At 28.8% G+C, this 21,485-nt stretch carries 18 protein-coding genes; 4 read left to right on the forward strand and 14 right to left on the reverse strand.

The genetic code is table 11. The features are described 5' to 3' along the window. Positions 1–79: 79 nt before the first annotated feature. The 6 genes from cphA to E5347_RS14815 form a co-directional block, all read right to left on the reverse strand. Positions 80–2,704 (reverse strand): cyanophycin synthetase, encoded by a 2,625-nt coding sequence (cphA, locus tag E5347_RS14790; RefSeq protein ID WP_136008001.1) that lies wholly within the window; start codon positions 2,702–2,704, stop codon positions 80–82. After that, positions 2,685–3,521, reverse strand: a complete 837-nt coding sequence (locus E5347_RS14795; protein WP_136008002.1) for a cyanophycinase — start codon at positions 3,519–3,521, stop codon at positions 2,685–2,687. Before E5347_RS14795 ends, cphA begins: the two co-directional genes overlap by 20 nt. A 452-nt stretch (positions 3,522–3,973) precedes the next feature. Continuing rightward, a complete protein-coding gene (locus E5347_RS14800; RefSeq protein ID WP_136008003.1) occupies positions 3,974–5,557 on the reverse strand; it encodes a DUF3794 and LysM peptidoglycan-binding domain-containing protein in 1,584 nt (527 codons plus the stop codon). Between the two features lie 394 nt (positions 5,558–5,951). Beyond that, positions 5,952–6,188: a Veg family protein gene (locus E5347_RS14805; RefSeq protein ID WP_136008004.1), complete on the reverse strand. Its 237-nt coding sequence runs from the start codon at positions 6,186–6,188 to the stop codon at positions 5,952–5,954. 183 nt (positions 6,189–6,371) lie between these two features. Beyond that, complete coding sequence (gene yabG, locus E5347_RS14810; RefSeq protein WP_136008005.1) at positions 6,372–7,256, reverse strand: sporulation peptidase YabG; 885 nt, start codon at positions 7,254–7,256, stop codon at positions 6,372–6,374. A gap of 139 nt (positions 7,257–7,395) precedes the next feature. Further along, on the reverse strand, positions 7,396–8,397 hold the full coding sequence (locus tag E5347_RS14815; protein WP_136008006.1) for a CotS family spore coat protein: 1,002 nt from the start codon (positions 8,395–8,397) through the stop codon (positions 7,396–7,398). 105 nt (positions 8,398–8,502) lie between these two features. On the opposite strand from E5347_RS14815, the gene E5347_RS14820 reads away from it, so the two are divergent. After that, positions 8,503–9,618, forward strand: coding sequence for a glycosyltransferase family 4 protein (locus tag E5347_RS14820; protein ID WP_136008007.1), 1,116 nt, complete (start codon positions 8,503–8,505; stop codon positions 9,616–9,618). A 552-nt stretch (positions 9,619–10,170) separates the two neighbouring features. On the opposite strand, the gene E5347_RS14825 is transcribed toward E5347_RS14820, so the two are convergent. From E5347_RS14825 to E5347_RS14835, 3 genes are read right to left on the reverse strand one after another with little or no spacing between them, the layout of a single operon-like run. After that, positions 10,171–11,217 (reverse strand): CotS family spore coat protein, encoded by a 1,047-nt coding sequence (locus E5347_RS14825; RefSeq protein WP_136008008.1) that lies wholly within the window; start codon positions 11,215–11,217, stop codon positions 10,171–10,173. 12 nt (positions 11,218–11,229) lie between these two features. Continuing rightward, positions 11,230–11,976, reverse strand: coding sequence for a hypothetical protein (locus tag E5347_RS14830; RefSeq protein WP_136008009.1), 747 nt, complete (start codon positions 11,974–11,976; stop codon positions 11,230–11,232). A 4-nt stretch (positions 11,977–11,980) separates the two neighbouring features. Then, on the reverse strand, positions 11,981–12,982 hold the full coding sequence (locus E5347_RS14835) for a CotS family spore coat protein (RefSeq protein ID WP_136008010.1): 1,002 nt from the start codon (positions 12,980–12,982) through the stop codon (positions 11,981–11,983). Between the two features lie 232 nt (positions 12,983–13,214). Between E5347_RS14835 and E5347_RS14840 the strand changes: the two genes are divergently transcribed. After that, entirely contained in the window at positions 13,215–14,336 is a 1,122-nt protein-coding gene (locus E5347_RS14840; protein WP_136008011.1) for a glycosyltransferase family 4 protein, read from the forward strand. On the opposite strand, the gene E5347_RS14845 is transcribed toward E5347_RS14840, so the two are convergent. Further along, positions 14,324–15,433 carry an ABC transporter substrate-binding protein gene (locus E5347_RS14845; RefSeq protein ID WP_136008012.1) on the reverse strand — a complete coding sequence of 370 codons (1,110 nt, stop codon included), beginning with the start codon at positions 15,431–15,433 and terminating at the stop codon, positions 14,324–14,326. The genes E5347_RS14840 and E5347_RS14845 overlap by 13 nt on opposite strands. 321 nt (positions 15,434–15,754) lie before the next feature. Here E5347_RS14845 and E5347_RS14850 point away from each other — a divergent pair, with 321 nt between their 5' ends. After that, positions 15,755–16,642, forward strand: coding sequence for a LysR family transcriptional regulator (locus E5347_RS14850; RefSeq protein WP_136008013.1), 888 nt, complete (start codon positions 15,755–15,757; stop codon positions 16,640–16,642). Positions 16,643–16,651: 9 nt separating this feature from the next. Here E5347_RS14850 and E5347_RS14855 read toward each other — a convergent pair whose 3' ends face one another. The 4 genes from E5347_RS14855 to E5347_RS14870 form a co-directional block, all read right to left on the reverse strand. Then, positions 16,652–17,617: a polyprenyl synthetase family protein gene (locus E5347_RS14855; RefSeq protein WP_136008014.1), complete on the reverse strand. Its 966-nt coding sequence runs from the start codon at positions 17,615–17,617 to the stop codon at positions 16,652–16,654. A gap of 64 nt (positions 17,618–17,681) precedes the next feature. Next, positions 17,682–18,203 carry a Gx transporter family protein gene (locus tag E5347_RS14860; protein WP_136008015.1) on the reverse strand — a complete coding sequence of 174 codons (522 nt, stop codon included), beginning with the start codon at positions 18,201–18,203 and terminating at the stop codon, positions 17,682–17,684. Positions 18,204–18,212: 9 nt separating this feature from the next. After that, positions 18,213–18,593 carry a NusG domain II-containing protein gene (locus tag E5347_RS14865; RefSeq protein ID WP_136008016.1) on the reverse strand — a complete coding sequence of 127 codons (381 nt, stop codon included), beginning with the start codon at positions 18,591–18,593 and terminating at the stop codon, positions 18,213–18,215. A gap of 198 nt (positions 18,594–18,791) precedes the next feature. After that, positions 18,792–20,675 carry an FAD-dependent oxidoreductase gene (locus E5347_RS14870; protein WP_136008017.1) on the reverse strand — a complete coding sequence of 628 codons (1,884 nt, stop codon included), beginning with the start codon at positions 20,673–20,675 and terminating at the stop codon, positions 18,792–18,794. A 321-nt stretch (positions 20,676–20,996) separates the two neighbouring features. On the opposite strand from E5347_RS14870, the gene E5347_RS14875 reads away from it, so the two are divergent. After that, complete coding sequence (locus E5347_RS14875; RefSeq protein WP_136008018.1) at positions 20,997–21,410, forward strand: FMN-binding protein; 414 nt, start codon at positions 20,997–20,999, stop codon at positions 21,408–21,410. Positions 21,411–21,485 lie beyond the last annotated feature (75 nt).

Consider the following 21,485-nt stretch of genomic DNA (forward strand, 5'->3'; position numbering starts at 1 on the left):
TAAACTTCAGAGTATTCTCCGAAGTTTATTTTAATTATATATTTTTTTATTATTATAGTAAACTAAAACAGATTGTAGTTTAGTTAATAGCACCAAATTTATATTTCTCTACTAATTCTCTTTCCTTAACGTAGTCATTAATAACATTTTTTAACATTTCAATCTTTTCAAAGAATATAATTATACTATCCCCAGACTTAGCCATTGTTAAGGCTTTTATTAAAGCATCCTCTTCCTTTAATATTATCTCATATTTTTTATTCTTATTATAATTTAATATCCCACTTTCAATAAGCTTTGCTACTTCCCCTGTGTTCCTACCTCTTAAATCTTGATCTTCCTTTATTATTATATAATCAAGATACTTAGCTGAAATCTCACCTATTTCTTCAACTGCATTATCCGCTCTATCTCCAGGTATTCCAACAACTCCATATACTTTACCATTATTAATTTTTTTCAAAGAGGATAATACAGCATTATACCCATCAGAATTATGACCATAATCTAATATTACATTAACTCCATTGACATCATAACAATTAAATCGTCCTGAGTTTTTGTCTGAGTTTAATAGATATGATGTAATACCATTCTTAATCATGCAATAATCTATTTTCATCCCAACTAAAGCTGCAGTTGCAGCCAATACATTTTGTACATTAAATTCAAGATTCCCATTTAAAGTAATTGGAATATCATCAATTTTACATAGTAAATATTTCTTCTCTTCATTTTCTATAATGATATTTTTATTTTTTATATAAACATATATATTATTTGGATCTTTTTCTTCCATAAACTCTTCTAAGTTTTTAGTAGTAAAGAATATTTTTTTAGCTTTTATCCTATTTAAGATACTCTTACTCCAATAATCATCAGCATTTATCACTACATAACCATCATCTTTCACGGCTTCACCTACTAAAGATTTAACATGACAAAGATCCTCCATAGATTTAACTCCATCAATCCCTAAATGATCTTCTCTAATATTAGTTATAACAGCTACATCTGCTAAGTCATAAGCTAATCCATTTCTTATTAATCCACCTCTAGCAGTTTCCAAAACAGCAATATCAACATCAGGATTTAATAGAACTGTTCTTGCACTCTTAAATCCTGTATCATCACCCTTATCTATGCATTTATCATTTACAAAAACTCCACTACTACTTGTCATCCCTACACAATAACCCATTTTTGATAGAGTATGACTAATAAGCCTTGTTGTCGTTGTTTTTCCATTAGTGCCTGTTATTGAAATTACAGGTATATTGGATGGCTCATCCTTATATATCATACTTACTATTTCTTTACCTAAGTCTATTGATTTCCCCTTACTTGGCCTTAAGTGCATCCTAAGCCCAGGCGCTGCATTAACCTCCATTACTATTCCGTTATCTATTAGAGGTTTTGATATATCATTAGTGCAAATATCTATACCACAAATATCTAACTCAAGAATCTTAGCAACTCTTATGCATATATCAATATTTTCATCACATATCTTATCTGTATAATCTACCGCTTCTCCTCCTGTAGATAAATTAGCATTCTTTCTTAAATATATCTTTTCTCCCTTTTCAAGAACATCCATTAAGGCTTTTCCTTGATCTTTTAAGGAACCTAATACTTCTTCATCTAATTTCACCTTAGTTAATGGCTTTTCATGATCATCTCCTCTTAAAGGATTATCATTTAATTTTTCCATTAATTCTAATATATTATCTTTTCCATCCCCTTCAATACAAGGAGGTTTTCTAAGAGCAACTGCTACTACTTTATTGTTAATCACACAAACTCTAAAATCCTTGCCATTGTGATACTTTTCTATTATTAAATCCTTAAATTTTACTTTAAGCTTTCTATAAGCTGTTAATAATTCCATCTCAGTTTTTATATTAAGGACTACTCCTTTACCCTTGTTACCATATTGAGGTTTTATAACAACTGGATATCCAATATCTTCAGCTTCTTTTAGTAAATTTATAATATTTCTTATTTTACTGCCTTCTGCCACAGGAATATTTTGAGATTTCAATAGTTCCTTTGTAAGTAATTTGTCAGAGGCTATATCTACTGAAATACATTTTGTATTCGGACTAATTGATGCTTCAATTTTTTTAGCCCTTTTCCCATATCCTATTTGATGAAATTCTCCTCTTCCAAATTTAATTACTGGCAAACCTATGGATTTAGCATAATCACATATAGCCTTTGTACTAGGACCAAGCATCTCTTCTTTTAATATTTCTTTAATTAATTCAAATCTGTCCTCATAATTAATAGGATTTTTATTTATTAATGAATTTATTATATCTATTGCAAGCTTAGAAGATTCAATAGCAGTATTTTCATATTGATATTGAAAAATTATATAATAATGGTCATCTTTAATTTCCCTAGCTTTTCCAAAATGCACATCTATTCCAAGATTATTTTGTATTGCTATTATTATATGTTCACATATATGAGCTAAATAAGTACCTTCCTTTAGCCTTTTAATAAACCCTTCCTCTTCATCTATCCCGCACCTATGCGTTCTAAGCTCAGGAAGCATATTAACTAAGTTAAAATTAAAATCTTCAATATCTTTACTTGGTATTTCACAGTACCCTTCCAAATCAACATCTAACCTGATGCAAGTCTTATGTGAATATATGCTTTTTCCTTCAAAGACTTTAGTCTTCACTATTTTCATCTTTACTTTTTTCCTCCTCAAAAGGTAACTTACTTAGAAGGTTAAATTTATCTCCTTCTTTTAATACATGTAAATTAACATTAAACATACTTAATACCTCATCAGAGTTTTGCTCTGACACATTGCTATAAGTTATATTTCTACCGTCTAAAATATAAACAGCACCATTTCCTACTACTTGAGCATCTCCATTATCTCTAACTACTAAGGCAGTATCTTCATCTATACCAACCCCAACCACTTCCGGATTCTGAGCAATACCTGTAAGAAGCCTTCCAACTCTCCCTCTTTGAGCAAAATGTTGGTCAATCATAATACCTTCAACTAATCCAAGTCCAGGAGCCATTCTTAATGTACACTTTCTAGGAGACTCATCATCCTCCCCCTTAACAATCATAGTGTCACTCATAACAGAAGCACCTGCTGAAGTTCCAACAATAGTACAACCATTTAAACTTGCTTCTTTTATTGCATCATAAATATTGGTACCACCTAACAAACTAGTTATTCTTAGTTGATCCCCTCCAGTAAAGAATATTAATCCAGCATCTTTAATAAGGTCTATATTTTTTTCTTCTTCAGAATCAGATCTTTCCTTAATATTTAATCCTTTTATATTTTTAACTCCTAAGCCTTCAAAAATCTTAGTATATTTTTTAAAAGCCTCTTCTGGATACTCTGTAGCTATAGTTGCTATTAATATTAAATCCCTATCTTTATTAATTGAATTACATACTTTTTTTAATATCTCTTTGTCTCCTTCTTTATCTTCAGCTCCTCCGATTATTATTAAATCTCCCTTGATTTTTTCCGACATATTTTCACCTCTTATCATGCATTTCTTATTTTATCCATACCAAGTAAATCTTATTCAAAGTTTATATAATACAAAGAAGCGTCAGTTAACAATTAGCAATTGATAATTAGCAATTATTGATGTAATTATTGCAGAATTGCTAAAATTAATTTCTTTTTCAAACTCCTTCGGAGCTTTTTTATTATTTTTTCATTATTCGCTCTTAATTTTTCATTGTGCGACAGCACCTTACTTCTTATAGAATTACTTTTTTACGCAAGAAAAGAGGCCATCATATTGATGACCCCCTTTTTTTAGTTAACAATTAACAGTTAACAATTAATAATTAAGGATGTAATTCCTTCGGAATTACTAAAATGAAATATTTTTTCAAAACGACCTAGGAGTTTTTTCCTCAATTATGCATTATCCATTATTCATTAATTACCCATTATCCACTATTCATTATTCATTTAAAATGTTGCTCTTCCAGGTATTATTAACCTATCTCCTGCTTTAATATTATTCACATCTTCTATTTCATTTAATCTCTCTAATTCACTAACAGTAGTATTATATCTCTTAGCTAACTTCCAAAGGGTATCTCCATCAGCTACAATGTAAATAATAATGGAAGCTTGTTTTTCTTTAACTTCATTATTACCCTTTATAACTTCTTTTATATAATCCTTATTTACTCTATAATATGCCTTTAAAGATATATTAACATTGGCTCTAATAGATATTGCGTTACCTTCAATACTAGCATCAATATTTTCTAAGCTAGCCTTTGCAACAACCTTCATATTCTTTCTTAAGCCTTTTACATCTACTACTGTAGAGAATGGAACATTATCAACTAATATCCCATAATCCAACTCTTCACTTGCTAGCTTATAAAGTACATAAGTCTTTACTACTCCTTCTAACCTAACTCGTTCATCTTCTACAACCTTTTCTTTTATCATAGGTCTACCTGTAACAAAAATAACCTCTTCAACTCTATCTTCTCTATTTTTAAGTTCTAAAGTTTCCTTTGCAGTTACCTCGGAGTTAGCCATATCATGAATTAATGCAAATTCTGTTTTTCCACTTTCTAAATCAATATTCATCGTAGGCGAATAGGCATCCTTTAATATTTCCACCCTTTCCTTTGAATAAATCTTTACTTTTCCTTTAACAATAAATTCAATTTCTACAACTCTATTTTCTCCAACATCATCTAAATTAACACTGTATTGTTGATCATAAACTTTTAAATCCATGTCTGTGAGCATCTCACCACTAATTCCAGGAATCTCTTCTTCCTTTGAAAGGTAAACATCATCTACTAAAGATTCTAGCTCTCTATTATTCCTACCCTTATAAAGTAACATAATCCTGCAATAGCATCCTACATATACCTTACCATCGACAACTTTAATTTCCTTTTTATGAAGATTCATATCACATTTTAGAACTTCGTCTATCTCGCTTTTGTCTATTGAGGCCTTCAATCTTGATTTACCCATTAAATCTAAGTCTTTTTCACCCTTAAGTTTATTAATAGGCTCCTCTTCTCTTTGAACTTGTATATCTTCAGTTCCATCAATGTCCTTTACGTATTCGAATTCTCCATTTTTATAAATTCCCCATCTTAAAATTAAAATGCCGCTTATTCCAACTTTTCTTTCATTTAGCAAATCTGCTTCAATATGTTCTATGTCACATTCAACATTGCATACTATATTATGTTCATCATTGTTAAGCTCAATATAATTTGCAAATTTATCATTGAATATTACAGCATGCACCTTGTTGTATGGAGAATCTTCAACTGGCTCTTCTTTAGATACATAGAATACTATATATTCAATTTTCCCTTCCACCATAATTTTATCGCCAAGTACTTCCTTACTAGTAATAGTAGCTTTTACATCTGCACCTAATACATCTTTAATATCAGGATATTGTGAATCCCTTATTAAATGTTCTCCTTTTAAGACGTGATTTGTTTCCCCTTCTCTAAGTAATTCTTCGTAATTAATGGTTTCTCTTATTACATCTATATCTGACATATAACCCCTCCCATAGGATACCTATTAATAAATATATTTCCAACTATATATATTTATTCATAAATTAGATTATTGTTTCAAAAATATAACAAATATTTTTCTTCATTTTATTTGCTATAATTAAAAAATGTAAATGATTTTATCTATAAATGTCGAATTTAAACACTTTTTTCATCTTTTTTATTTAAAATTTCAAAATAAATTGTTGACACTCATTAAAATATGTCGTATTATAAATATGGTTATTGACCATATAACCTCTCATAAATTCTCAATACCCTTTTATACCATAGTTGAAAGATGGAAACCCACCATCTTTCTTTTTTTTTCGTAAAAATAAAATTTAATATTTTACACAAAATAAAAATAGAGCTCTACTTTTTGAGCTCTATTCTTACATAGCAAAATATAGTTGCACCGTATTAGTTAACACATCAGAATAGCTGTACGTTACTGTTCTAGGAATATCGTTATCTAATCTTACCACAAAAATGCTTGGATGTGCACTTTCAATTATTCCGTTGTTTACTAGGATCTTCTTTCTTCCACCGTTTGCCTTTAAAGTCACCTTTTCTCCTATATGGTTTTCAATATGTCTCTTTATAGACGCGATAGTCTTTACATTTTCCACATAAACACCTTCTTTCTTAATTATGATTATACACCCAAACCCACTTATTGTCAAGCAAAAATTATTATTTTACCACCTTTAAAAGAACTTGTCAATGTAAACTTTTGCCTATTTTTATTCTTTTTTCTTCATTATTATTATCCCTTATTTAGAAATTTTTATTCACTTATTTTATTTCAATATTTATATATAAGGAGACCTTGGATATCCTTCTCTATACTTACCCCTAGTTTGTAATCCTCCGATCCCCTTTATACCTGTAATAGTATTATCTATAACTTCAGTTATAGATACTACCTTATCAATTCTAGTATAAGCAATTTTTTCACATACTAATACTGGATCTAAGCAATGTATCAACACCCTATTTGGAGAACTTGCAAAGTTAGCTCCAGCATCTAACATACATTCGTAGCAGCTTTGACAAGCCCCAGCAAATATAACTAACTCATCATAACTTGAATTATAATTCCTTAAAGCTTTCACAGCCTCTATATAATATTTTGAATTCCTATAGTTTTCTAAGTTTAAAAAATCATTCGTAGTTCTAACAACACTATCATGCCCTGTAAGAACTACTATATCTGGTTTTACTTCTTTTACTAAATCTACTATGACCTCTTGTTGTTTCTTCTCTGGTACAGCCTTCCCTACAGCATCTAACGAAAGCTGTTTATATACCTTAAGGCAAGTCTCCAAATAATCACTATCACCATCAATATGAAGTATTTTACCTGGTCTTCCAAATATCAATTCTTTATTGCTTTGGCTTTTGCTCTGCTTACCCCTATATAAATTATTTAAGGGCTTTACAGCACCACCTTCACCTCTCATAGATACAGCTTTCTTAATTGCAGCTTCTACTCTTCTATTTAATATTTTTTCCTTATCGCCTTCATATTCTTCATCCACTAACTCTAAGTCTTCATCCCTAGAGTCTGCTATTATCCTTATGCTTATACCTTTCAACATATATATTTCTTTTCCATCCTCTTCTTTAACATCAATTATTTTAAAAGTGATATCCTTATTGTAAGATTTTCTAACTACCAAATCTCCTATCTTCATGTTTACTCCACAAATAATTATTATGTACTATAATATGTCGAAATTTCTTTATTTGTACACTAAATTTATGTTTTTTAATTATCCTTAATTAATTGAAAAAAGACTGTTAAAAAACAGTCTTAAATTCATTAACAACTCTTTATTCCACCTGATACTCATTTTTGAATCCCTCTAAAAATTTTAACATATCCTCTTGTTCATTTATTATTGATTCAATCTTACTACCAAAGGTATTTTGACCCCAGTTCACTTCATTGTAATAATATCTATTAGCAAGTCTCCAATATCTTTGAGGAAATTGTAAATAAGCATATAATACCTTATATTCAATATCTAACAATGGTGAAACTTCATTATAAGAAGAAATAATAGCATTGGCAAAGTTAATATCCCAATTTACCCTCTTTAAAACCTTGATCATAAAGTTTGATATATCAAATGTTCTAACTTCTCTTTTACAATAGTCAAAATCAATAACATGACACTTGTTTTCTTCATCTAAAATTATATTGTGATAAGTAAAATCATGATGACAAAAGCTCTTATCATTTTGAGCTATATCACACAACCTAATATACTCAGAGGATTCTAATGTCTTTAAAGCTTTTCTTCCTATATCCTTATAAAATTCCATTGATTTTAAATATAGTAGGTCAAATTCATTTTTATTACTCCTTTTCCTTACCATATCTCTCATCTTATCAAAAGACTTAATCCTTTTACTCATAAGATGGGTCCATCTACCTAAGTCACTTTTCAATTTAGAATTTTCAGGAGGATCGTATCCCTTAGACGCTTCATGTAACATTGCTAAAGTCCTTGCTGCTATTTTCACCTCATCTATGTTATGAAAATCACACTCTCTACCTTCTATCCATTCAGATAGTGTATAGAGATCCTCGTTAACTAGGGCATATGGCTCCCCCTCTATATTTAAAAAGTACTTATCAACAGCATTAAATCCATTGTTAATTAAGTGCTCTTTTGCTCCATAAACAAATAATAGCTTTTGAGGTCCATAATTAATCTTTTTTAAACATTTTTCACCCTTGTTCGTCTTTAAATAATAAACTCCCTTATTGGCTTTTAGAGTTTCAATTTTAATATCAAATTGTCTTTCTATTTCAAATTCTCTCATCATAACCATCACCCCCTTTATATTTATATGACTATATTTATTCTTTTATTAACATTTTATTCCTATCTTTAATATAATAAATTAAAAACAATGAGAAAGGATTAAATCATGAAGATAAGCATAGATGGCAGGGCTGCCAAATGGTATAGAGGAACTGGTATCGGCACTTATACTTACCAACTTATTAATAGTATAAGCAAAGTAGATAAGAATAATGACTACCTAGTTTTTTTACCTGAAAATTCAGCTCTAGATTTAAGTGATAATTTTAGTGTTGAGTTAGTTGAAGCCACAGCTGAAATAAATTTTTGGGATGAGGTTAAAGTTCCTAATATTTTAAATGATAAAAATATAGATATTTACCATGTCCCACAAAACGGGGTTGGTCTTAATACTAATATAAATTGTCACAAAGCTATTACTTTGCATGATATAATCCCACTGAGAATGCCAGAAACTGTTAGTGATAGGTATTTAAATATCTTTAACAAAGAGCTTCCTAACATTATTAATAATTCAGATGGAATATTAACAGTATCTGAGTTTTCAAAGCAAGATATAGCCAAAGAATTTAACTTCCCAAAAGATAAGATTTTCGTTACTCATCTTGCTGCAGAGGATATATATAAGCCACTAAATAAGTATCAGTGCAAAAAAATAATAGAAGAAAACTATAAAATTAAAGATGATTTTATACTTTACGTTGGTGGATTTAGTCCAAGAAAAAATATTTTAGGCTTAATTGAAGCCTTTTCTCTTTTATTAAGCAACTTAAAAAAAAGCCTTAAGTTAGTTATTACAGGTAAGAAGGGAATATCTTATGAAGCCTATAAAAAAAGAGCTGTTGAATTGCATATAGAAGATGATGTTATTTTTACAGACTTTATTCCTTTAGAGAAATTACCTATTTTTTATAATGCTGCTAAATTATTAGCATATCCATCATTTTATGAAGGCTTTGGCTTACCACCTTTAGAAGCAATGGCTTGTGGTACACCAGTTATAGCCTCTAACATCACTTCTCTTCCTGAGATATGCAATGATTCTGCCCTATTAATAAATCCATACGATATAGAAGAGTTATCTAAATCCATTGAAACAGTTCTAAGTGATAATGAACTTAGAAAAAGTATGATTGTTAAAGGCCTTATTCAAAGCGCCCATTATTCATGGAATAATACAGCCTTTTCTACTTTAAAAGCTTATAATGAAATTATTAAATAATAAGAGCATCCCTTTTCTGGAGTTAGTATCAAAATAGTATTTATACAAATACAGTGATATTAACTCCAACAATTTCAGGGCATGCTCTTTTTTGCTAAGCAAAAAAATTAACAATTATCAATTAAGAAAAAAACTCCTTACGGAGTTTTAAATAAAAAGTGCTTCGCAGCAATTTAGTTTTAAGTTTTCGGGAGACAAACATCCTTAATTATCAATTATGTACTATCAATTATCTATTAAATATATTGCTTCGTAATCTAATATGCTATCAAGTATTTTAAATACTAATATACTGGCAAATATAAAAATTATATGCTAATAGATATCTTTCTTTAATATACATACACAATAAGTTTATAATTAGCTTATACTTTGACTTAATGCACTCACAAAGCAATAACCCTTGAAATTCAGCTCGCCTGAATTTCTTCATTCAGTAGGCTTACATATACAAGATTAAATTATTCAAGTAGTCTTTAACATATTGTGCGTAAGCCGACTTGGAGCGTGCAAGGTCGGACGAGCATAATATGTTAAAGACTCCTTAGCAATCTAATAGAAATATTCATTCATGTCTATTATAAATTCTTCTATAAACCTTCTTCTATATTCTTCATTATTTATCTTATCATTTAATCTACTTAGGAATACTTCGTAATCCCATTTCTTTTGTTTATAATAATAATCCCTTGATATAGTTATAAAATCTCTTGGATAACTTAAAATAGAGTAAATTAATTTTATTTCATCCTTATTTAATTTCTGAACTTCATTATAGGAATTAATTATTAATTTAAAGGTGTCTACATCATAATAACTATTTTTTATAACCTTTAATGCAAAGTTAGCTATATCAACAGATCTAGTATCGATTTTGCAGTAGTCAAAATCAATTATTCTTACTCCAACACCATCAATAATAAAATTGTGATGAGCTAAATCATTATGGCATAATACTCTTTTATTAAAATCTTCAAGAAGGCTATTATAATTACACATAGCTAGTAGTTCTATAGCTCTTTTTATTTCTTCAATAAACTTATCTACATTATCTAAAAATATATTATCAAATTCATTCTTGTATCTAAATCTCATTATATAATCCTTAATACTAATTAAATCTTCTTTAGCATTATTAAAATAATTAGGTAGGTAGTCACCTACATTCCCTTGAACTATATCAGAAGTCAATATATTAAAGATTCCCTTAGAAGAGTTATGCATATTAGCTAAGGCTTTTGTACAAAGCTCTATTTCAACTGGATTGCTAAAGGCTGCTTCCCTCCCCTCTATCATATTTAAAACTACATACCTATTATCTAGTGATTCAAATACAATATCTCCTTTATCATTTTTATAGTAACTTAATATATCCTCATATCCTAAAGATAAGTATTCTAGGGCAGTATTAATGAAATTAATCCTATTTGAAGATGTATCTATTAGTTTTAATATTTTTTTACCCTTATTAGTTAATAAAATAAAAACCTTCCTTAGGGGTATTATATCTTCTATTTCAAAATCTAATGTTTTTAAGAATTCCTCACTAAAATCATATTTGCATAATATATCTCTATCTATATATTTATACTTACTCAAATTGTAACCCTCCTACATTGTTATCCCATTACTATCATACTTTCTCGCCTTCTCAAGACTATTAATAATCTTATCATCCCTATCCTTCAATTTACCTAAAATATACTTTTCTAATATCCTAAGCTCCTCACAAGGGTAAGAAGACAACGCTCTCAAGTATTCCTTATTATCTTTATCTAATTTTAATTTTTCAACATAATAGCTAATAATCTCCTCACAATTAATATCCTTATCTCTTCTCTTTAACTTTTTTATATAAGAATAAATATCATGCTCCTTTAGGTTATATGACAAATACCTTATGGTTTTAACTAGTATCTTTTCATCTTCACTTACATATAAATTCTTTTCATCTACCCTAGTTAAACATACCTCATAATTCTTCATACTTTCCTCTATAAGCTTTTTATAATTACAAGCATATAAATGATCTAAAGCTTTTCTCCCCTTATCTATTAGAGCTTCAGCCCTTCTTATAAAGTAAAAATCAATAGTATTAAGCTCTTCTCTTTTTTCTACCTTCTTATAATAACTAGACATTAATCTTAACTGTGAATTAAAGCTATTTATCTCTTTACCTATTACTGAGCCTATTCTAGGATATAAATTCTCCTTATACTCCCCAATACATTTTTGAAATGCAATAATATTATCAATTTGATTTAGAATATTATCATCCTCCTTAGGTGCTATAAATTCTTCATTTAAAACATATATCCCCCTCTTTTCTAAGAAGGATACTAACCTAGAGTTATCCATAACCTCACCCCTCATTAAAAAAGTCTTCCAGGAAATCTTTCCTTTCTTCTCTATCCCTTAGATACTTATTGAGTTTATTTATCAGAAATTCTTCTCCCCAAGGCTGCTGCTCCCAGTAATATTGAAGACCAATTTGCCAAAATCCCTGTGGGAACATAATAAATCCCTTCATAAGCTTAAATTCTTCTTTACTTATATAGTTACATTCAGAATAGTTATCTATAATATAATCTGCATTCTTTCTATTCCACTTTCCATCCTTCATAGTCCTAATTAATAATGATGCTACATCGTGTATATTAGAATCTAAAATACAATAATCAAAGTCTATAATATTTGCCTCTCCCTTACTATTTATTAAAACATTATGATGAGCAAAGTCATGATGGCAAAATCCTCTTTTAAAAACCTTCTTCTCCATAACTTCAAAATATTTATTGGATAATAAACTTTCTATAGCTTTTTTCCCTCTATCTATCTCTTTATCTATCTCATCTAAATACATTTTATCGAAGTCTGATTTATATGACTTTTGATATATCCTTTTCCTAAAATCTAATATTTCTTCACACCTAGTATCAAAAACTTTAATCCAAGAAAACCAAGCTATTCTAGGCTTCATATCTTTATCTAAAGTAAATCCTTCACTACAATTATGTAGCTCCGCTAAGGTTCTAGATACAATCCTTAAATCATCTATGTTGTCATAATTGCTATTTCTTGCCTCTATCCACTTATTTAAATAGGCATAATTATTACCAAGCCTAATATACCCTTCATTATCCTTTGTCTTTATTATCTCTGGAATCTTATTGAAACCTCTATTTATTAAATGATTTATTGCAGAAAAAATAAAATAAAAATGAGGCTTTTGATATTTAATAACTTTAATACCATAATCCTCACCTTTAGTTGAAATCTTATAACTATTTTTAACTTTTTCCATACTTTCAATTTCTAAAAGATACTTATCTTGAATTTCATTTTTTATATATGAAATCTCCATTAAATTCTCCTTAAGATTTATTCTATTGCATTATATGATTTTTAATATTTTATTGTGTTCTAATATATTAAATAATTGATAGCAAACTGTTATATATAAAAATATTTCTTAATAAGTATAGTATATATGCTTTCAATTTAGATAATTTACTAAGTAAGGTTTAAACTTATAATATTAAAGACTATAGATCATTAATTGAATCATATATATATCATGATTTTGGAGGATAGCTATGAATCTCTCAATAGATGCTAGGGGTATTAACCTTTATAATGGTACAGGAATAGGCACATATACTGAAAATTTGCTAAGGGAACTTCTAAATATAGACCAAGAAAATAATTATTCTATTTTCTGGAGCGGAAAAAACTATGAAGATTTCAAAAAAAACAATAGTAAAATTATTTTGACATCCAAAAAACATGGTGGATTTTATGAAAATTACTATTTCCCAAGCTATATAAGAAATAATGAAATAGATATCCACCATATACCACAAAACGGAATTGGGCTCTGTGAAAATTATAGCTCTAAATGCGTTGTAACAATTCATGATTTAATTCCATACGTATTACCTGAGACAACAGGAAGGGGCTATTTAGAAAGATTTTTGAAGAATATGCCAAGCATTATAGATAATGCTAAAGGAATACTTACTGTATCTGAGTATTCTAAAAAGGATATTTTAAAATTCTTTAATCATATTTCAGAAGATAAAGTTTTTGTTACTCCTCTAGCTGCTAACTCAAACTTTAAACCTTTGGATAAAGAAGCCTGCAGAAAATTAATTAATAGCAGATATAACTTTACTACTCCTTATATCCTATACATAGGAGGATTTAGTTCAAGAAAGAACGCTAAAAATCTGATATTAGCCTTTGATAAAATAAAAAAAGATTTAAAAGTAGATCACTCCCTTCTTTTGGCAGGTTCTCTTAAAGATGAAGGAAAAAAACTACTTGAACTTTCTAAAGGTTTATCCTCTAGAGATAATATTATTTTTACTGATTTCATTTCAGAAGAGTTACTTCCAAGCTTATATAGTGGATCTGAAGCCTTTATATACCCTTCTACTTATGAGGGGTTTGGACTACCTCCTCTTGAGGCAATGAGTTGTAAGACTCCTGTTATTACTTCAAATATTACTTCCATCCCTGAAGTAACTGGTGATTCAGCTTTATTAATAAATCCATTTAATATAAATGAATTGGAAGAAGCCCTTGTTAAATTATTAAATGATGATAATCTTAAAAATAATTTAGCTGAAGAAGGTTATAAAAAAAGCCTCCAGTTCTCATGGAAAAACACTGCCATAAAAACTTTGGAAGCTTATAAAAAAATTTATACTTCTTGATTTATAAATTGTAAAATAATATCTTTAAACTCATCAATATTAGTGATGGCTGGAGCCCTTTCTATTGTATTCATTAATACTAATAAAGGGCTACTCCCTTTAATATTACTTCCATCTGCTAACTGTACATTTAAAGCATATAAAGAACTAGGAAGAAAGTCTTTTTTTATAATTTCCTTTGATAGTAGTTCTTTATTAGTTGATGCAAAAGCCATAAATACTTTTATTGCCTCACTATTTTTTCCTTCATTTAAGGCAACTAAGTTCTCTCCACCTAAATCAAACAATCTATTTTCTCCTATATTAATAGAGGGAGGATTCTTACACTCCCATACACCTTCAATTTCTCCTTCAGATAATACTTTATAAAAATCAAGACCTGAAATACTACATATATAGTTGTCTGAAGTAGTATTTTCTTCATTATATATCCCCGATATCTTACTTAATATCTCTTCTTTACTAATCTCCTTATTTCCCTCTATAAGTTGTGCTACTAATAATAACTCTATGTTAAGCTTATCCTTATAAGAAAAAAGATTATACTCACCATTACTTTTAATATTTATATCTTTACCAATTTGTATTAGCTGATTCCATGTATTAATATCTTCTGTTTTATAACCAAAGCTATTTAATACATCTTCTCTTAAATACATAGAAATAGGGCTAGATGTAAATGGTATTCCATAGTATCCACCATTAGTTTCTATTTCTTTTAACCTATTTATATTGAAATTATTTTTATACGTTTCAATAGTACTCATATTTTCATTAATTAAATTGATTTTATCCTTAACTAAATTAATCTCTGCAAAATTTAGGTGTGCTATATTAGGTAATTCTGTATCACTAGAATTTATAATCTTATTTATATATTCATCTTCATTTACTAGAACAACTTTTATATCTACTTTTTTATTGCTCTCTTCAAAATCACTAGCTATATTTAAAAAGTAGTCATAATAATATTCATTAGTCCAGACTACTATATCGCCTTTTAAACTACTCTTATTAGAACTACTAAAAAATGTACTTAAAAAAATAACTATAAAAAAACTTAATAAAAGTATTATTGACTTTTTTCTATTTCTCATTTAACCACATCCTAACTATATAAATTATACACTATATTCATAGTATTTTTAATTCTAACAAATTTTGCTTTTTATAAATTAGTATAATATAATAATTTAATATATAAGTTGGTTAAAGATTTTCCATTTAATAATCTATATTTTCTTTTAAAAATATTTTAGATATTGAATTTTATTGACAACTTATATATAAATTAAAAACTATATGATTTCAATTAATGTGATTTAATATAAAAACGAATTTTCACTTTAAATTCTATGGGGCTATAGATGAATTTGTTTATTGAAACATATATATAAATTATTTGATAGGAGTTTATTATGCATATAGATAGTTTAAATTATTTTTATCAAGTTGCAAACTCTAAGAGTATCTCTACTGTTGCAAAAAACTCTCACATTTCTCAATCTGCCTTAAGTCAGCAAATTGCCAAGCTAGAAAATAAGCTTAATGTGAAATTATTTAATAGGACTAATAGAGGTGTATCCTTAACACCTGAAGGTGAAATACTATTTAAATATTCCGAAACTATATTAAACGCTTACAATAAAATGCAAGAAGAATTATATCATTCTATAAATCAAAAAAAGTTTATATCTATTGAAGCTGTTGAATCAATAGGCCAAACTATTTTACCAATAGCAATTTCTAAACTAAAAAAAGTTTATGATTCTCATACAATAAATATAAATAATATCGACTGTTGCTCTCATACTAACTTACTTAATAATGTTAGGGACATTTTCATTTGTTATCATAAACCAGAGAGTAATAATGGAATAATAAGTAAAGCATTAGGTAATGATGAAATTTTCTTAGTTGCAGATAAGAGTTTTCCCATTAATACCATCCATAAAAATGAAATTTTAAATTTACCACTTATTTTGGCTTCAGATAAAAAATGCTTAAAAGAATCTTTAATTAAAGAGCTTGAATGTAGTGAAGAAGACTTAAATAAAGCAAATATATTATATAAAACTAATTCTTATTTTGCTGCTTTAAATGGGGTTTTATCTGCAAAGGCTGTAGCCTTTATCCCAGCAAGTATTTATCATAATTACGCCCCTTCCACTAGAATTAAAAGAATTAACATAGAGGACTTTTCTATAGAATTGACTTTATATATCTGCTACTTAGATTCCTTTTATAAAACTAATAGCAATTTTGTAAAAAGTTTAAAAAACATACTAAAGGGTTACTTAAATTAAAGTAGCCCTTTAGTATGTTCTAAGTAATAACCAGTTTGAAATTTCTCTAAGTACGTCTTTATATGGATTTTCAGGAAGTCTTTCAATTCCCTTAAAACATTTCTTCATATACTTTTCAGCTAATTCCTTAGCCATTTCTATACCTTTATTTTCTTTAACTAATCCTATTATTTCTCTTATTTCTTCTTCAGTATAATTATCTTTTGATAGTATATTATCAAAAGCATCTTTATTATTCCTATAAGCATATATTAATGGAATAGTATAAATTCCTTGCTTTAAGTCATTTGCTGCTGATTTCTTTATGCTTTCATCATTTCCTTCATAATCTAGTATGTCATCTATTATCTGAAACGCCATTCCTAAATTATGACCAATATTACTTAGTTCTCTAGAAACCTTCTTATCAGCATTACATTCAGCTGCACCTAAATATAAAGAAATTGAAAATAATTCAGCAGTCTTTCCAGATATCCTACTTAAATAATCTTTAACAGATAATTCCATAGAAAATCTAGCATTAAGCTGATTCACTTCTCCCATACATATTTTAGACATAGCTCTTGAATCTACTTTTATAGCTTGAAGAGAAGATTGAGTTGCAAGTATTTTAAAGCATACGCAGAATAAATAATCTCCTATATAAACTGCATAATCTTTTCCATATTTAGATTGAACTGTTTCTCTTCCTCTTCTAAGTTTTGAATCATCAATAACATCATCATGTACTAATGTTGCCATATGAAGTAATTCGATAACGGCTGCTGTAGGAACAGATTTAGCCTTGTCATTATCACCAAATTTTGATCCTATTAGTACAAAAGCTGGTCTTAATAATTTTCCGTTTCCTTCTAATAATTCTAAAATAGAGTTTTCTATTTTTTTATCCTTACATTTAACATTCTTTCTCATAAGACTTAATACTTCATTAAGCTCTTTATTAAGTTCAGGATACTTACTCCAAATATTCTTCATTTAAATCCACCTTCTTGAAGAAGCCGTCGCATTATCATCTTAATTTTTCAATGTGCGGCAGCACCTAAATATAACCTTTAAACATTGGAAGTCTTTTTAAATGATTTACAGCATAATTAGCTGTAATTCCAATAAAAATACCAGTTCCTATTCCTATTGTCGATAACACAGGTAAGTAAAGCATCACACCAATATTCTTTACAATTGAAGATGCAATTATTAATTGCCCTACATTATGGAATATTGCTCCAGCTGAACTCACACCTATTATACTTACCTTATCTTTAAATAATTCCTTTACTATTACCATAGCCATAAAGCTTAGTATTCCACCTGCTGCACTATACATAAATGAAGATAAATTCCCTCCAAACATAGTGGATAATAGTAATCTAAGGAATAGTACTAAAAAGGCATCTCTCTTACTGTCTAATGTATATAATGCAATAACTATTATTAAGTTAGCTAAACCTAATTTAGCTCCTGGAGTAATAAAAGGTACAGGAATCATTCTTTCGAATATATGTAGTACTAAGGCTTGAGCTACCAACAATCCGATATATACCATTTTACTAGTTTTTTTCATAGCTTCTCCTTAATGTGATAATATAATATCATCGTCTGCCTTACCTTTTATCTCAATCATTACCTTATTAGGAAGACAAACTAAGCTTTGCCCAGGCTTCTCAATGTATTCTGGATTCATACATACCTTATCAGGACAATCAGCTTCTATTATACCTATCTTATTATCTTTAACTTTTACTATATTAATACCATTTTTACTTTTTACTTCGATTATTTCCTCCCCTTTATGTACAGATAGAGGAATATTCTTATATAACTTTCCTGAAACAGTTATTTCTGCATATGTTGTACTAAAGTTCTTACCTACAGATGCTCCAAGTATTATTTCAGGTAAAAATGATAATATCATAAGTACTGCAATTATAACAAAGTCTAACCTTTTAAACATATTATTCATCTCCATTAGGCTATTATTTTGCATTATAACCTTACAATTTTATAAGGTAGAGTAATTACCCTACCTTATAAAGTTTATTATATATATCTTTTAATTAATTATCTACATCAATATTATTTTATTAATTTAAATATCAAAATTAAAAGCATATATAGTATTTAATTTATTATAGTTGATTTATTTCATCAATTATTGTGCTTTTTTGTACATTGGTACTTTCTTACCATGCCAGAAATTATCGGCTAGCCTTGTTATCCATGGCATTATATAGTAATCTAAACCAAATGTTCTACCTGCTCCGCCCATTAAAGCAATAGATCCGAAGAAGTACCATAATATATCCCATCCAGCCATAGCACATAAGATAAAGTTAACTACCATACCTGCTGATACTGCACTGAATATAAATGTAAATAATCCAGCGATTAAGCAAAGACCCATACCTATTTCCATTAAAACAACTATTCTTTGGAACCATACTGCTACTTCAGGATTTGGCATCATAAATTGCATTATTGCAGCATACCAACCTGGAACTTCACTTATAATAGGCTTAGCCCATTCTGTTGCAGTTTCTGCACCTGCTGCTGCTGAAGCACCAGATGTTGCATCTTGTAACCAAGTGAAAGGCATCTTAACATTACCAGCTTTAGTCCAGCTGTCTGAACCAATTGTTATAGCATTAAAGAATCCTTTTATGCTACCTGCATCCCACATTTTTTCCCAAACGCTTTCGCCGATTAACTTCTTAATACCTTCAATTAACCATAGAGAACCTATAAATACTCTTAAAGGTACAAGCCATAATCTATTAGCTTTTGATGATAAATGACCTCTCATTACAGATCTTCTATCTTCCATAGTAAAGAATTCATGTTGTAAGTAACTATAAATAGCATGAACATCATTTACTTCAAATAAGTAGTGAATATTAACTAAATGTTTCATTATCATAGCAAAGAATCCTGATAATTTAAAGCCCATTAAGTTAGCAACACAGTATCTTCCACCGATAGAAACCATGAATCCATGATATTTACCAGCAAATTTTTGCATTTCTTTCTTTTCAATTGATGCAACTATATTCTTAACAACTGTATCAGCTGTTTGAACTGCTGCTTCAACTATTTGTGGGGTACCCTTACCTTCTTCTTCTTCAAAGTAAGCAATATCTCCTACTACAAATACATCTTCCTTACCTACAGCTTGCATATATTCATTAGCTTGTAATCTTCCAGCTCTAGCTGTGTCTAAGCCGTATTCCTTAGCTTCTTGGTTTGCTTGAATTCCGCAAGTCCATATTAATGTTCTAGTGTTGATAATTTGTCCGTCTTTTAACTTTATGTTATTTTCATTCACTTCAACTATAGGTGAATTCTTTAATATTTCCATTCCATGTTTAACCATGTACTTTTCAGCTTTATCAGCTTGTTTTCTATCTAACATATTTAAGATAGTTCCCATAGCTTCAACAACTTTTAATGTAACTTCATTTTCATCAACGTTGTATTCTCTAGCTAATCTAGTCTTCCATTCTAATAATTCACCAGCCATTTCTATACCAGTAAATCCAGAACCTGCAACTATAAATGTTAACATTTCTTTTCTCTTAGCTTCATTTCTTTCTAAGCTAGCTTTTTCAAACATTTCTTCAATGTGATGTCTAATTTTTAGAGCATCTTCAAATGACCATAGAGTGAATCCATTTTCTTTTACTCCTGGTACTCCAAAGAAAGCTGGTTCACTACCAGTACCTACTACTAAATAATCGTAAGCATATTCTCCGTGAGTAGTTTTTATAACTTTCTTGTCTGTATCTACATTTTCTATATAGTCTGTTACAACTTTAACTTTTGTTTTACCAAAAATCTTACATAATTCTACTTGAACAGATTCTGGATGAACTCTTCCTCCAGCTACCTCATGTAATTCAGTCATTAATGTATGATACGGATTCTTATCGATTAATGTAATTTCCACATCATTGTTTTTCTTATATTTTTTGGCTAGTTTCTTAGCAGTACGAACACCACCATATCCAGCTCCAAGAACAACTATCTTATTTTGTGCCATGTTGAAACCTTCCCTTCATATTTAAATAATTCTAAAACAGCATAATTAATTCTATACACTATTTCATAATATGTCTATATCACTTTCAATATTTTTTGTATATTTTTTAACAATGATTTATCTGTATATTTTGTTATCCTAATATACTGTAAGCCTTATATTTACTTGTTTCATGGCTATTGTATTTTTTTTAACACCATTAGAAACTCTTATGTAGTATAAGCAAATCGAATATCAAACCCCTTTTATTTTGTGTATAATGGTCTAGTAATTGAAAACAAATTCAAAAAAATAAATTTAAGTTTGAGAGGGGATTTTGTAATGAAATCAAGAAGAGTTTTAAGCTTATTAGCAGTTGCTGCACTAGCTACTACAGTATTTGTAGGATGCGGAAAGAAAGAAGAAGCTGGTTTAAAAAATGGTACTTATAAGGCAGCATCTGAAGCTGACGAAAGAGGATATGTTGCTTCTATCGAAATCGAAGTTAAAGATGGAAAGATTGCTAACGTTAAGTATGACGAAGCTAACGATGCTGGAAGTAAATTAGCTGATGCTGAATACAACAAAAAAATGAAAGAAATCAGTGGATCTAATCCAGAAGAAGCTTTCCCAACTTTAGAAAAAGCTTTAGTTGAAAAGCAAGACGTTGCTACAGTTGATGCTGTAACAGGAGCTACTCACACTTCAGAATCATTCAAGACTTTAGCTGAAAAAGCTTTAGCAGACGCTAAATAATATTATATAATTAACTAGACTTTAGACTTTTGTCTAAAGTCTTTTGTTATTTTTTATATTTTTACTTATAATAAT

The organism is Clostridium sartagoforme (assembly GCF_004794105.1).
Lineage (GTDB): Bacteria > Bacillota > Clostridia > Clostridiales > Clostridiaceae > Clostridium > Clostridium sartagoforme_B.

What these genes read in the sequence shown, in the direction of transcription:
- E5347_RS14800 (WP_136008003.1), bottom strand. Translation starts at nt 5,557, where the DNA reads ATGTCAGATATAGATGTAATAAGAGAAACCATTAATTACGAAGAATTA.
- E5347_RS14840 (WP_136008011.1), top strand. Translation starts at nt 13,215, where the DNA reads ATGAATCTCTCAATAGATGCTAGGGGTATTAACCTTTATAATGGTACA.
- E5347_RS14860 (WP_136008015.1), bottom strand. Translation starts at nt 18,203, where the DNA reads ATGAAAAAAACTAGTAAAATGGTATATATCGGATTGTTGGTAGCTCAA.
- E5347_RS14820 (WP_136008007.1), top strand. Translation starts at nt 8,503, where the DNA reads ATGAAGATAAGCATAGATGGCAGGGCTGCCAAATGGTATAGAGGAACT.
- cphA (WP_136008001.1), bottom strand. Translation starts at nt 2,704, where the DNA reads ATGAAAATAGTGAAGACTAAAGTCTTTGAAGGAAAAAGCATATATTCA.
- E5347_RS14835 (WP_136008010.1), bottom strand. Translation starts at nt 12,982, where the DNA reads ATGGAGATTTCATATATAAAAAATGAAATTCAAGATAAGTATCTTTTA.
- E5347_RS14850 (WP_136008013.1), top strand. Translation starts at nt 15,755, where the DNA reads ATGCATATAGATAGTTTAAATTATTTTTATCAAGTTGCAAACTCTAAG.
- E5347_RS14865 (WP_136008016.1), bottom strand. Translation starts at nt 18,593, where the DNA reads ATGTTTAAAAGGTTAGACTTTGTTATAATTGCAGTACTTATGATATTA.
- E5347_RS14845 (WP_136008012.1), bottom strand. Translation starts at nt 15,433, where the DNA reads ATGAGAAATAGAAAAAAGTCAATAATACTTTTATTAAGTTTTTTTATA.
- E5347_RS14870 (WP_136008017.1), bottom strand. Translation starts at nt 20,675, where the DNA reads ATGGCACAAAATAAGATAGTTGTTCTTGGAGCTGGATATGGTGGTGTT.
- yabG (WP_136008005.1), bottom strand. Translation starts at nt 7,256, where the DNA reads ATGAAGATAGGAGATTTGGTAGTTAGAAAATCTTACAATAAGGATATC.
- E5347_RS14875 (WP_136008018.1), top strand. Translation starts at nt 20,997, where the DNA reads ATGAAATCAAGAAGAGTTTTAAGCTTATTAGCAGTTGCTGCACTAGCT.
- E5347_RS14815 (WP_136008006.1), bottom strand. Translation starts at nt 8,397, where the DNA reads ATGATGAGAGAATTTGAAATAGAAAGACAATTTGATATTAAAATTGAA.
- E5347_RS14855 (WP_136008014.1), bottom strand. Translation starts at nt 17,617, where the DNA reads ATGAAGAATATTTGGAGTAAGTATCCTGAACTTAATAAAGAGCTTAAT.
- E5347_RS14830 (WP_136008009.1), bottom strand. Translation starts at nt 11,976, where the DNA reads ATGGATAACTCTAGGTTAGTATCCTTCTTAGAAAAGAGGGGGATATAT.
- E5347_RS14795 (WP_136008002.1), bottom strand. Translation starts at nt 3,521, where the DNA reads ATGTCGGAAAAAATCAAGGGAGATTTAATAATAATCGGAGGAGCTGAA.